A 12,280-nucleotide genomic window follows, 5' to 3' on the forward strand; every position below is an offset into this window, starting at 1 on the left:
GATGAAAAATGGATGTCGGGACGTAAATACTTAGATATGTCCGAATATTGGCAGTGGCGGAAAACGAAAGAGCAAGAAGCTCGATCGGTGAATCAGGAAGTTTCGGAGATGAAAAGAGTAGGGTAACCCCTTCGCTGTGTCAAGGAGAACGTGGAATACCGGAGCGAAGCGAGGATATGCCGCGAAAGCTCCTTGACACGCCTGTTCCTTGACAACATGATCGTTTGTCCGGGAAGGCGACTGGCAGGGAGACTTGCCGGACTTGCCTACCATACGTCAAGTCATCAGGTCCATGTTGTCTATCAAAGGGGAATTTACACAATAATTAGGACTTGACCTCGTCAAGTTAAGTCCAAATTATTGTGTAAAATTCCATTACTAGCACAGTAAATAAGATTTATGGGAAAATAAAATCGCTTTTTACCGTTTTGTTTTGACACAATTTGCGGACTTGATCAATCGTCATTGAATGAAAATTAGAGGTCATGTACAACAAAAAAATGAAAATCGGTAGTGAATGTGGTCGTTAGGGATATCGATTGAAAAACCAAAAAGCCGTATCCCTTGATACATAAGGGATTACGGCTATATATTTAATTTCCATGCTTTCAAAAGAAGCGAGATTAACGAAGATTGAATCCTTTTCCTTCCACGAATTCTTTCATATACATGCGAGCAGGGTTGCTGAGCATGTTGGCTATCTGCCCGGTCCATGTGTCGCGTCGTTTGCCGTTTGTGCGTTTTATGTAATACGCCGATACGGTGTCATTATATTGCCGCAATTGTGATTCGAACTTTGTCCGGTCTTGCTCGTACGTTTCTTCGTGATACACGTGTTCAAACGGCAAGCGCGGTTTTTTGTCCGGTTGCTGCGCCGGATAGCCGACAGCCAGCCCGAAGAGAGGAATGACCCGTTTCGGCACTTTCAGCAGCTTGCACACTTCCGGCAAGTTGTTGCGCAACCCGCCAATATAGCAAATGCCAAGCCCCATCGATTCAGCGGCGATAGCTGCGTTTTGCGCCGCCAATGCCGCATCGATGAGCGCAACCATAAATTTTTCCGTGCTCTCAAGCGATGGCAGCACATCTTTCTGTTCCATTTCGCCAGCCACTTCATGACGGTGAAGATCGGCGCAAAATACGAAGAAATGGCCATTATGTTCGACATAAGACTGATTTCCCGCTAGTTCGGCAAGCTTTCGTTTCGTCTCTTTATTCTTTACCCCAATGATCGAATACGCTTGCACAAAGCTTGATGTCGACGCCGCTTGCGCGCATTCGACGATCGTGCGAATTTGCTCGTCCGTTAACGGACGGTCTTCAAATTTGCGGATCGAACGGTGCTGCAAAATCGTTTCAATAACTGGATTCATCATGAATGCCCCCTATTACCATTAATCGCTTTGCTTTTTTATCATACCAAAAAAGAAAGAGCCAAAAAATGATTGACTCTTTCCAAGTTGTTTATTTATCATCACCATCATCAACAATATGTCCTTCGCCATTTTCCACGTAATTCGTGTGGCGAATATGCGGCAACATGCCGTTTGCTATGTTTTCTGCTGTCATTATTTTAACCTCCACATTTAATACGAAACTTTTTGGTTGCGTTTTGATTATACGAAACCATTTAGTTTCATGGCAATAGCGAAACGGCGAGCAAACTCCTCCTCTTCATTCAACTTTTCATAACAAATGAACAATAAAAAAGAGGCAGACAATGAAAACAAGTTGCCACCTCTCCAAAAACGCTGAAAAGAACACTTTTGTTGATCACGGTGTGCCGTTTTGGCTGCGTTTCACTTATCGCGTAAACCTTCCCTCTGCGTCCGATAAACTTGGATGTCCACGAAATGAGAGCGCTTTTTCCGTTTTCTTTTTAGCATATTTTCCAGCACTTGCTCCCTCTCTTCTTATTTATCAGCCACCTTTTTATAAATGGCATAAGAATATACGATCGGTACGATGGCGATACAGACGATCGACGCAATAAGAAGCACAACGCGAATGGAAGATGGCGCAAAAGCGGATGCGGCGATGATGATTCCGCCAATGAAAAATACTTTGCCGCCAAACCGGTGTGTGCGCGCCCACACCGTTTCATTCGCCAGCGTCCACGGCGTGCGGATGCCCATGAAATAATTCGCTTTGATTTTTGGCATATAATTTCCGAGAATGATAAAAAGCAGGCCTAATCCTATATGTGCAATCCAATCGATATTGACATCATAGCCAAGACCATTGAAAATAACAGCGATATGAATGACGGCAAAAAACGTTAGCGCCGCATTCGCGACAACGCGATGTGCTCCCGCGAATTTTTCGTAATTCTCATTGCGCGGATCGATTTTCGCCACTCCAAGAAATATTCCATAAATAATAGTTAAAAAAATAGGTCCAAATAAAACAACAAATAGCCTTGAAGAATAGCCGTCAACTTCCCCTGAAAAGTTCCAATGCGTCGGAACTTGGTCGGGCAATTGCACATATGCCCACAGCGAAACTCCAGCCATAATGATGATTAGCAAGAAAAAATACCAATGCTTTTTCATTCCGTCTTCTCCTTTCCTTCTTGCAAAGATAAAAGCCACGCAAGTACATCTTGCAATACCGTCGTGTTGATAGAGTAATAGATGTATTGCCCTTCTTTTTCAGAGTGCACTAAATCTGCCTGCTTTAACAAATTAAGATGATGGGAAATGCTCGGTTTGGAAATGCGGAAATGATCGGCGATTTCCCCCGCCGTTAAATTCTTGTTTTTTAACAAGTTGAGAATGTCCCTTCTCGTTGGATCGGCCAGTGCTTTATACACAAGGTTCATTTTCATATTACGTTCACCATCATTATTTTATTATTTAGAAAATTATCTAATTATTTAATTTTAGAATAGAAAATATTTTGATCTTTGTCAATATTCTTCCAAAATAAAAAACGTTTGGCAATATCGATAATAGAAAAAAGCGTCCCACTTCGGAACGCTTTTTGTCTCTATTATTCAGCGAATTTTCCTTCTTGGTAATCGCGGATCGCCTGGCGGATTTCTTCTTGCGTGTTCATCACAAACGGTCCGTAAGCAACAACTGGCTCGTTGACTGGCTCGCCGGCATAAAGGAGGACGCGCAGCTTTTCTTTGGCGATAACGGTAATTTCACTTTCCGGTTCGTTTTCGGCACGGCTTAAAAACAATACTTGCCCTGCTTTTCCTTCCGTTTTATCGGCGCCGAATGTCCCGCTTCCTTCTAAAATATAAAAAAAGCCGTTGTAGCTTCCCGGCAAATCTTGCACGACACTTGCCCCCGGTTCCAATATCATTTCAACCATCGTTACGGGAACATGATTGAGCGTCGGTGCTTTTACCCCTTGCGACGACCCGGAAAACACGCGGATCAGCGCCCCATCTTCTTGGCGGATCGGCATGTCCTCCGCCTTTAAATTTTGATAGCGCGGCTCCGTCATTTTTTTCTCCTTCGGCAAATTAATCCACAGCTGCAAGCTATGTACCGTTGAGCCACGGGCCGGATCTTCTTTATGAATGACGCCTCTGCCCGCAGTCATCCATTGCACGTCCCCCGGTCCTAACGTTCCATGACCAGCTTTGCTATCAAAATGTTCCAGCTGTCCGTCTATAACGTACGTCACCGTCTCAATCCCGCGATGTGGATGAAAGTCAAACGTTCCTCTTTCAAAAATATCCTCCATTAGCAATAAAAACGGATCGTATTCTTGCCAATTTCCTGGCTCTAATACTTGGCCGCTGCGGTGAATCGGGCTGTTTGTCTCAATTTGCACCGTTTTTACGCGGCGGATGCGACGCTGTACCGGCATCTTGTTTCCCCCTTATCCCTTGCTTGCAAGCAACTTTCATTTGTATCGTACCCCAATATAGCTGATAAATGCAAACGATTTATTTCTCTATCTCTAGCGGCATCTCTTTCTTATATCCAAAACGGATAGAAGCTTCGTTCGCGCTGCTCCATCATGCTTTGCGCGTTTTGAAACGATTTCTTTTCGCTGATGAAACATCTCTTGCAAAAGCGAAAGCCTAGCACGCAGGCAAGCGCTTCTTTTCACTCCCTTTATGTTTTCGAGATAATTTACTTTTTTCTTACTGATATAAATTTTTAAATTTATAGAAAAAAGTACTTCACTTTACAAAAGTAAGTCAGTTACATTATTATATTAACGTTCAAACACTATGCTACATGTAATGCCGATGTATATAGTGTTTAACAAACGCATTAATTCATCGCAATGAAAGGAGCAAAAAACATGGCAAAATTATTGTACATTACGGCAAACCCTAAACGAGAAGAAGAGTCTTACAGCTTATCCGTCGGCAGAGCGTTTCTGAACGCTTATAAACAACAAAACCCGCAAGACGAGATTATCGAATTAGACCTTTACCGCACCGACATCCCTTATATCGATGCCGACGTATTGAACGGCTGGGGCAAACTACAGCAAGGACAATCGTTTGAACAATTAAGCGCGGAAGAAAAGCAAAAAATAAGCCGCATTAACGAACTAACAGATCAGTTTATCAGCGCGGATAAATACGTGTTTGTCACACCGATGTGGAATCTTACTTTTCCGCCAAAAATGAAAGCTTATATTGATACGATTTGCATCGCAGGAAAAACGTTCCGTTACACGGAAAACGGTTCGGTAGGGCTATTAACAGGAAGAAAAGCGGTACACATTCAAGCACGCGGCGGAATTTATTCAGAAGGGCCAACGAAAGAATTGGAATTTGGGGATCGTTATTTACGGGCGATACTCGGCTTCATCGGGATTACCGACGTACAATCTGTAATTGCCGAGGGGATGGCGCAATTCCCAAATGAAGCTGAAGCCATTAAGCAAAACGCGATCAAGCGCGCGGAAGAAGTAGCGAAAAACTTTTAATGAAAGCAAATTTTGGCCTGTTCCTTTCATGAAGGACAGGCCATTTTCGATGTAGTTAAAGAAACGACAAAAAACGTTGTTGTTTTCCGATAATCCAAGTTCGCTGAACAGAAAGAGATTGTGCCAATCATCAGATGTGATCTCATTTTATCGCTATAATAAAAAAGCTTGTCGATGTGAATCGACAAGCTGTGCACTCTCACTTGAATATGTAATGGCGGAGGAGGAGGGATTCGAACCCCCGCGGGCTGTGACACCCCTATCGGTTTTCGAAACCGACCCCTTCAGCCGGACTTGGGTACTCCTCCAGTTCAATGATGGAGCCTATCGGATTCGAACCGACGACCTCCTGCGTGCGGGGCAGGCGCTCTCCCAGCTGAGCTAAGGCCCCATCATGAATGATCGGGAAGACAGGATTTGAACCTGCGACCTCATGGACCCGAACCATGTGCTCTACCAAGCTGAGCTACTTCCCGACATCTCGCCGCAATCGATAGTTTCTATCGCTTGCGGCAATTATTATTCTAACGAAAAAAATAAAAAAGTCAATAGATTTATCGATTTTTTTTACTCCACTCCTAAATTCATTTATTTTTTACTATTTAAAAAATAAAAAATACTTTTTTGTTGCAAACACGTTTAGCAAAAAAAGGACGAAACCCTTAAAGCGGGTAATGCTTATTGGGTCTCGTCCCCTTTCTTTTTTTAATATACGTCGCGCTTCGTAAACACAATAAACGCGATGGCAAGCGCCAAAAGCCCCCACACCGCTAACACCGTCATGGAAAATCCGAGCGTCATTCCGTCAATTGGCGGCGCCGTTCCGCTGATGTAATCCGTAAGGCGAAGGTTGACCATAAACAAATATTTCGCCGACTCCCATGAGGACACCATATTGGATAAAATCGCTCCGGAAATCAGCGCCGCAAGCATAATGCCCATCACCGCGGCGGTGCTGCGCATCAATACAGAAAGCATGAACGTTAATGTCCCAGCGACAATCGCAACATACCAGGCAAGCCCTAGTTCGATTAACACGTATTTCCATTGCGGAAGCAAATGAACCCCTTCCGTATTTAGGTCCTCCCCGTTAATGGTGAAACCTGTGAGCAATGGCAGACGCCATCCGTGATACCCGAATACAATTCCTGAAATCAAATAAGAAAGCAAAGCGACCGTCAGCAAAATAAACGAAATCGCTAAAAGAAGAGCTATGTATTTGCTAAGCAAAATCGTTCCCCTTTTCACCGGCCTTGTCAACAAAAGCTTGATCGTTCCGCCGCTTGCTTCTGATGATACTAAATCAGCGGCAACGACCATGACTAAAAGCGGGAGAAACAAATCGATCGCATTTTCGATAAACATGCGCATAAACGTCGGCGCGCCAGGGGCGGATGGGTTGATGTCATGCTCTAAATAGTATTGCTGTTGTTGGAGGCGGATTTGCAAATATTTCCGCCATTCTTCCGAAATGCTGCTCGAATTCAGCCGATTTTGCGCGTCGATAATTTGCTGCTGAAGCTGCGTCCGCCAATCACTCGTCCCTAAACGTTCTTGCAGCTCCTTGACCTGCTTAAATTGCGCGTACGTAAAAAGGGCAACGAGCACGGCGACGATCGCAGCAATGACAAACAGACGTTTTTTGCGGACAATTTTTAACATTTCGTTGTATACGAGATTATTCAATTGTCTCTCCTCCCGTTAATTCGATAAACAAATCTTCGAGCGTCGGCAGTTTCGGCTGGATCTCATGGACGGCAACCCCTGCTTCGACAAGCTTCTTGTTCCACACGGAAAGTTTTTTTGGTTCGTATGGGGTGATCAACGTGTCCCCATCTGTTCGAAAAATCGACGTTTCCGCCGCCAATATCGCTTTTGCCGCCTCCAGCGGCTCGGCTTTCCAGACGACACGCGCTTGTTCTTTTAACAAATGTTCCACCGTATCAACCCGAAGCATCGTCCCTTTCGCCATAATTGCCACACGGTCGCACATCAGCTGAATTTCGCTTAATAAATGGGAAGACACTAAGACGCTTAATCCTTCCGTTTCCGCCAAAAAGCGGATAAATTCGCGCATTTCGCGGATGCCGACAGGATCAAGCCCGTTGGTCGGCTCGTCCAAAATCAGCACTTTTGGCTTTCCCAACAGCGCTTGGGCAATGCCGAGGCGCTGCCGCATCCCAAGCGAATACGTGCTGACACGATCATGAATGCGGTTTTGCAGCCCGACCAGTTCGACCACTTCGTTCATTCGCGCTTTCGGAATATCTGGAACCATGCGCGCGAAATGCTCGAGGTTTTCCCAGCCGCTTAAATACGGATATAACTCGGGATTTTCGACGATGCAACCAATATGGCGAATCGCTTTCGTAAACTGACGCTCGAGGTCATAGCCGCAGATGGAAATGCGCCCGGACGTTGGCTTGATGAGCCCGACGAGCATGCGGATCGTCGTCGTTTTTCCCGCGCCGTTTGGCCCTAAAAAGCCGAATACTTCCCCTTCTTTTAGTTCAAACGAAATACCTTTAATAATTTCTTTGCGGCGAATCGTTTTGCGCAAATTTTCTACGATTAATGTCGCCTGCTTCGTCACTTTTCGTCCCCCTCTGTAAATGTAATTAAGGAAGCGACGCGTTCGCCAATCCGCTTGTACCCTTCCTTATTCGGATGGAAATGATCGCTGTACAAATAATCATTAACATGAAGCGCAAACAAATCGAACGTTGGCACAGCGATAATATTCGAATAGCGAGCCGCTGTTTCTGCTGAAGCAAAATTCCACTGCCGTACGATCGCTGACGTTTGCTTCGCATCGCCGAGATCGCTAAATGGATTGTAAAGCCCGATGTAAAAAACGACGGCATCTTTGTTGATGCGGCGAATCGTTTGAAAAATGCGGTCTAAATTGCGCAAATACGAAGCTTTTGCTTGTTCAATCTGCTTTGGCGCAAGCTTCAGCGCTTCCCCACCTTGAAATAAATCATTGCCGCCGATCGTCATGACAATAATGTCGGCTAATTTCAACTGCCGCTCGATTTCGGCTTGTCCTAATTGCTGAAGAAGTCCGGCAGACCGCTGCCCTTTTATGGCCAAGTTTGTGACGCGAATCGGCTTCGCCGTTTTTTGGCGGAGCTGATCAACCATATAGCCGACATATCCTTTTCCGCTTTCATCTCCCGTTCCTCTTGTCAGCGAGTCGCCGAGGGCAACAATATAAATTCCACGGTTATCCGTTTTCTCCTCTTTTGGATATTTTGCCGTGCCTGCCGGCGGCGCTTTGGCGGCAAAAAATTGGTCTTGAATCGCCATGGCGAGGCCGCCAAGCCATAATATTCCTGCCAGCGCGGATACAATCGTGATGATGCCAACAATACCGCGGCGCATGCAATCATCCTTTCTTTATCTTTATTTTTTTATCATACAACATTTTCTTGACGTTGCCTAACGTATGGCTTTTTGCACAAAAAAACAGCTTGGTGATGTTACCAAGCCCATTATGTTCGAACCATTTTCTGGATATACATTTATCTCAATCGGTATACACTTGATGCACTTCGAATGTTCCTTTTCAAAATACGATGAAACTAGCCTTGCATCGGCAATCGCATTGCATCAGAAATAACACAACCATTCCCATCTAACCTTGATTAATTGTCTTTTGCAAATAATCGACAATTCCGAGCGAACATACTTGCAGATCGAGGCGGATGATATCGTGCGCTTCGGATGTCGACGGAATATTTTTTGCTTGCAAAAAGGCGTTGACCTCTTGATATAGCGCTTGATACACTGCTTCCGCTTTTTCGCGCATCGGCGCTTCGTGGTGTTCCGCCATCACCTTTTCTCCCGCCTCGATAAACTTTGGAAGCCAAAACCGAAGCTGTTCGAACGCGGTGCGAGGGTTTTCTAGCATGCCAAAATGACCGAAATAAATGCGTTTAGGCTGAAGCTGTTCGAGACGTTCCGCCGATTGCAGCATCGCCTCCGGCCGAAATTGGTTTGGGGAAGTGGATGGCAAACAATATTCCAAGCCATTTTTCAGCAACTGCGGATAAAATACCCCGATCGTATCGCCGGTAAAAACGCCGCGGCTGCGTGAATCGTAAATCGAAAAATGATGGTTGGCATGGCCAGGCGTATCAAAAAACGTCAGTTCACGCTTGTCGCTGAGCGTAAGTGTATCGCCATCTTCTTTTACGATAAGACGGTCCTCTGGAACCGGTAAAACAGGGGAAAACAATTTTTCAAATTTCTCCCCATACACCGCTTTCGCCCCAGCGATTAATCGCGATGGGTCTGCCAAATGCCGCTTCCCTTTCGGATGGACGACAACAAGGGCATTTGGACACTTTTCTAGCAGCATCCCAACACCGCCGGCGTGATCCAAATGAATATGTGTCACAATAATATAGCGGATATCCGCAGGATCAATATGAAGCGCTTCCAATCCTTTTAATAAATGCGGAACGGAAGGGCTCGGCCCCGTCTCGATAATGGCTGGTTGCTCTTCATGAAGCACATATGTACCGGTGCGCTGTGCAACTCCTAAATCATACAAGTCAATCATGGAAATACCATATCCTAAGTCAACCGGTTTTTGCATAATGTCATCTCCCATTTTTATATTTATTTTAATATTCTAACAAATAAAAAAGAGAATCTCCACAATAAAGAAGACATAAACGATTTCCGATTATCCATCTTCCATCGTTTATGTCTTATACGATCTACCTTACATCTATATCTCCTCGTGTTGTTTTTGAATAAAGGCATTAACTTGACGTGCTGGATAAACGGGCTGTTTCTCCATCCCAGCATCAAGGAACGTTTACTTTTCAATCCGCGACATGTCCTTTCGCTTATTTTTATGACGCAAGATCATTAGATAGCGACATTTTCCGATGGTTGCGAACCGCCAACCATATCGAGATGGCCCAACCGAGCACGATAGCGCCGTATACGGCTGGATACCATTTGTCAGGAACCTCCCACGCATGAAGCAATGTGCGAACATTAGTAAAAATGATTAATCCCCCGACTAACACCCCAAGCAAATGGGATGGCAACTTGCGGACGAGCCACGCGGCGATTGGCGCAGCGATAATGCCTCCTAACATGAGCGTTCCTACCCAAAACCAATTGACTTGCTCCCAACCTAACGAAATAACAAAGCCAATCGTTGCGGATAAAGCAATGGCAAACTCTGACGTATCAACCGTTCCAATCACTTTTCTCGCTTCCATTCCTTTGTTGGCAAGAAGAACAGGGGTGGAAATCGGGCCCCATCCTCCTCCGCCAGTCGCATCTAGAAAACCGGCCACTAAACCAAGCGGGACAAGTTGCTTATTCGAAAATTTTCGTGGCGGCTGTTGATCTTGTCTGGCAGAAAGGAACAAAAACCGGTACATGATGTAAAATCCAAGCGCCAGCAAAAATAGCGAAACATATGGTTTGATGAGATCCCCCGGAAGATTGCTTAAAAAGCAAGCGCCGACAAACGCGCCGAGCGAGCCGGGAATAATTAATTTGATCATCATGTCGCGATCGACGTTTCCGAATTTCATATGCGACACGCCCGAAGCTGCTGTCGTGACTACTTCCGCTAAATGCACCGATGCAGAGGCGACCGCAGGAGTAATTCCAAACGCAAGCAACAGCGTTGTTGATGTGACCCCATATGCCATTCCGAGCGAACCGTCAATAAGCTGTGCGATAAATCCGACAATCACAAATACGATTAACTTTTTCACTTCAGTGTCCCTCCGTTTGAAACGATAGAATATTTTTATTAATTAATACATTAATACCAAGTATTCATAGTTGTCAACTTTGAATTATAAAAAATTAAAATAGAGTTCAGACTCATTATCTGAACCCTATTTTGCCTAAGTGTTATGCAGCGTTTTTCTATCAAAATTTACAAAGAAGGCTGCTAGCGCAATCTTTTCCGTTTAAAATTTCGCTTGATATATGTTCCGTAACGGCGGCAAAGCTTTTAAACATGCGCGAGTAAACCAGCGATAAACTGATAAGCCGTTTTCGACAATTGGTTTTCATCATTTGGATCAAAAAACGCATTTTCTCCGTCTTTAAATAGCGACATGTTCACATGCATGCCGGAGCCATTGATACCGAACACCGGCTTTGGCATAAACGTGGCACGCAGCCCATATTTATTGGTGATCGTTGGTTTGATAAAACGATCGATAATTGAGAAAACAAACGATAATCGAGGAAATCGCGGCAACAACAAGAAGGGTAAACACAATAAAAATTTGATATTTCACCGCAGCGATCGGCTCCGCACCCGCCAAAATCATTCCCGTCATCGTTCCGGGAATTTGTACAAGCCCCATTGTTTTTAAAGAATCGATCGTTGGAATCATCGCGATTTTGACCGCGTGCTGTTTTATATTTTCGCGCTGCCCTTGCTTCATCGTTTCTAATACGACGCTTGCAGCGACCATCGCCGTTCCGGAAAACATGCCGGCAACCGGAATCATGTACCGCGCCTGAAACGGAATAATGCGGCAAATCAGCCATAACATGATCGGAATCCCGACAGAAACGATCATGCTGAAAAAAACAAGAAAAAACGTGCGTTTTGTATCATTTCCCCGCCTTGAAACATTGAACGAGGCGACAGCGACCATCAATAGCACATAACCAATGATGACATACCATTTTTCTAGAGAAAAAAGGTAAGAAATACAATATCCTAATAGGAGTAGTTGAACAAAGCCGCGCAATGAAGACCAAATAATGTCTTTTTCCAATTTTAATGATTGGCGGTAAGATACAAATACCGGCACAAGGATGAACAGCCATATGACGAAAAGCGACGTATGACTGATTTCGTTCAATCAAAGCACCTTCTTTCACGTAGCAGTTAGTCCATATGCCGATGCCGCCATGACCCTGACGGAATAAGCGGAAGGTGGGCGGCTTTGCTTTTCGGGTATACATATACATATCCTTCGATCGGCTGCTCGATATCTTTAATCCAAACCCGTTCGTACTCGTTATTTTGCCCTCCTTCTTCATACCCTTCGAGCTCATCCATCGCTTGCAACCCTTTTTCTGTTACCGTCAACCATTCGCCAACTACTTCTCCTTCTTCTTCGATAACGAGCGCGGGATATGCGCCGACATGATAAAGACGGCCTTTCACTTTCCCCGGCTGGATATCGCGGATGTACGGTGCCGCGACATGATGGTTTTCCTCTCCGACTAGCAACGTTCCATACACAAACACACGGTATAGCAGCGGTCTCATTTCTTTTCTCCCTTCATAAGTTTACATAACAATATTATGGTTATTAGTAGAAATGATATCTACTACTTACCATACCGAAAAAACAAAAACAATGGAAGC

12 protein-coding genes, 3 tRNA genes and 1 pseudogene are annotated in these 12,280 nt (G+C 44.8%); 1 reads left to right on the top strand and 15 read right to left on the bottom strand.

Features of this window, described 5'->3' with window-relative positions:
• Positions 1-623 precede the first annotated feature (623 nt).
• The 4 genes from nfsA to BM278_RS05285 form a co-directional block, all read right to left on the bottom strand.
• The gene (gene nfsA, locus BM278_RS05270) at positions 624-1,373 is read right to left on the bottom strand and encodes an oxygen-insensitive NADPH nitroreductase (RefSeq protein ID WP_090948342.1); all 750 of its coding nucleotides are present in this window, start codon (positions 1,371-1,373) and stop codon (positions 624-626) included.
• Positions 1,374-1,913: 540 nt separating this feature from the next.
• The gene (locus tag BM278_RS05275; RefSeq protein WP_090948343.1) at positions 1,914-2,552 is read right to left on the bottom strand and encodes an SdpI family protein; all 639 of its coding nucleotides are present in this window, start codon (positions 2,550-2,552) and stop codon (positions 1,914-1,916) included.
• Complete coding sequence (locus BM278_RS05280; protein ID WP_208601754.1) at positions 2,549-2,821, bottom strand: autorepressor SdpR family transcription factor; 273 nt, start codon at positions 2,819-2,821, stop codon at positions 2,549-2,551. The genes BM278_RS05275 and BM278_RS05280 overlap by 4 nt, the downstream gene beginning before the upstream one ends.
• A gap of 170 nt (positions 2,822-2,991) precedes the next feature.
• Entirely contained in the window at positions 2,992-3,825 is an 834-nt protein-coding gene (locus BM278_RS05285) for a pirin family protein (protein WP_090948345.1), read from the bottom strand.
• A 444-nt stretch (positions 3,826-4,269) separates the two neighbouring features.
• Between BM278_RS05285 and BM278_RS05290 the strand changes: the two genes are divergently transcribed.
• A complete protein-coding gene (locus BM278_RS05290) occupies positions 4,270-4,905 on the top strand; it encodes an FMN-dependent NADH-azoreductase (RefSeq protein ID WP_090948346.1) in 636 nt (211 codons plus the stop codon).
• Positions 4,906-5,120: 215 nt separating this feature from the next.
• Here BM278_RS05290 and BM278_RS05295 read toward each other — a convergent pair.
• The 11 genes and pseudogenes from BM278_RS05295 to BM278_RS05345 form a co-directional block, all read right to left on the bottom strand.
• Positions 5,121-5,213: transfer RNA gene (locus BM278_RS05295), tRNA-Ser, on the bottom strand.
• Between the two features lie 10 nt (positions 5,214-5,223).
• Positions 5,224-5,296 (bottom strand) — tRNA-Ala (locus tag BM278_RS05300).
• 11 nt (positions 5,297-5,307) lie between these two features.
• Positions 5,308-5,381, bottom strand: a tRNA-Pro gene (locus BM278_RS05305).
• A 229-nt stretch (positions 5,382-5,610) separates the two neighbouring features.
• Complete coding sequence (locus BM278_RS05310) at positions 5,611-6,591, bottom strand: ABC transporter permease (RefSeq protein WP_090948347.1); 981 nt, start codon at positions 6,589-6,591, stop codon at positions 5,611-5,613.
• Positions 6,584-7,498, bottom strand: coding sequence for an ABC transporter ATP-binding protein (locus BM278_RS05315; RefSeq protein ID WP_090948348.1), 915 nt, complete (start codon positions 7,496-7,498; stop codon positions 6,584-6,586). Before BM278_RS05315 ends, BM278_RS05310 begins: the two co-directional genes overlap by 8 nt.
• On the bottom strand, positions 7,495-8,289 hold the full coding sequence (locus tag BM278_RS05320; RefSeq protein WP_090948349.1) for an SGNH/GDSL hydrolase family protein: 795 nt from the start codon (positions 8,287-8,289) through the stop codon (positions 7,495-7,497). The genes BM278_RS05315 and BM278_RS05320 overlap by 4 nt, the downstream gene beginning before the upstream one ends.
• A gap of 253 nt (positions 8,290-8,542) precedes the next feature.
• Positions 8,543-9,508 carry an MBL fold metallo-hydrolase gene (locus BM278_RS05325; RefSeq protein WP_090948350.1) on the bottom strand — a complete coding sequence of 322 codons (966 nt, stop codon included), beginning with the start codon at positions 9,506-9,508 and terminating at the stop codon, positions 8,543-8,545.
• A gap of 262 nt (positions 9,509-9,770) precedes the next feature.
• The gene (locus tag BM278_RS05330) at positions 9,771-10,655 is read right to left on the bottom strand and encodes a sulfite exporter TauE/SafE family protein (protein ID WP_090948351.1); all 885 of its coding nucleotides are present in this window, start codon (positions 10,653-10,655) and stop codon (positions 9,771-9,773) included.
• Positions 10,656-10,881: 226 nt separating this feature from the next.
• Positions 10,882-11,092: pseudogene (locus tag BM278_RS05335) on the bottom strand (type I glutamate--ammonia ligase); the annotation flags it as partial.
• The gene (locus BM278_RS05340) at positions 11,079-11,768 is read right to left on the bottom strand and encodes an ABC transporter permease (RefSeq protein ID WP_090948352.1); all 690 of its coding nucleotides are present in this window, start codon (positions 11,766-11,768) and stop codon (positions 11,079-11,081) included. The pseudogene BM278_RS05335 and the gene BM278_RS05340, both read right to left, overlap by 14 nt.
• A gap of 26 nt (positions 11,769-11,794) precedes the next feature.
• Positions 11,795-12,181, bottom strand: a complete 387-nt coding sequence (locus BM278_RS05345; protein WP_090948353.1) for a gamma-glutamylcyclotransferase family protein — start codon at positions 12,179-12,181, stop codon at positions 11,795-11,797.
• Positions 12,182-12,280: the final 99 nt, after the last annotated feature.

This window comes from Parageobacillus thermantarcticus (genome assembly GCF_900111865.1).
Taxonomy (GTDB): domain Bacteria; phylum Bacillota; class Bacilli; order Bacillales; family Anoxybacillaceae; genus Parageobacillus; species Parageobacillus thermantarcticus.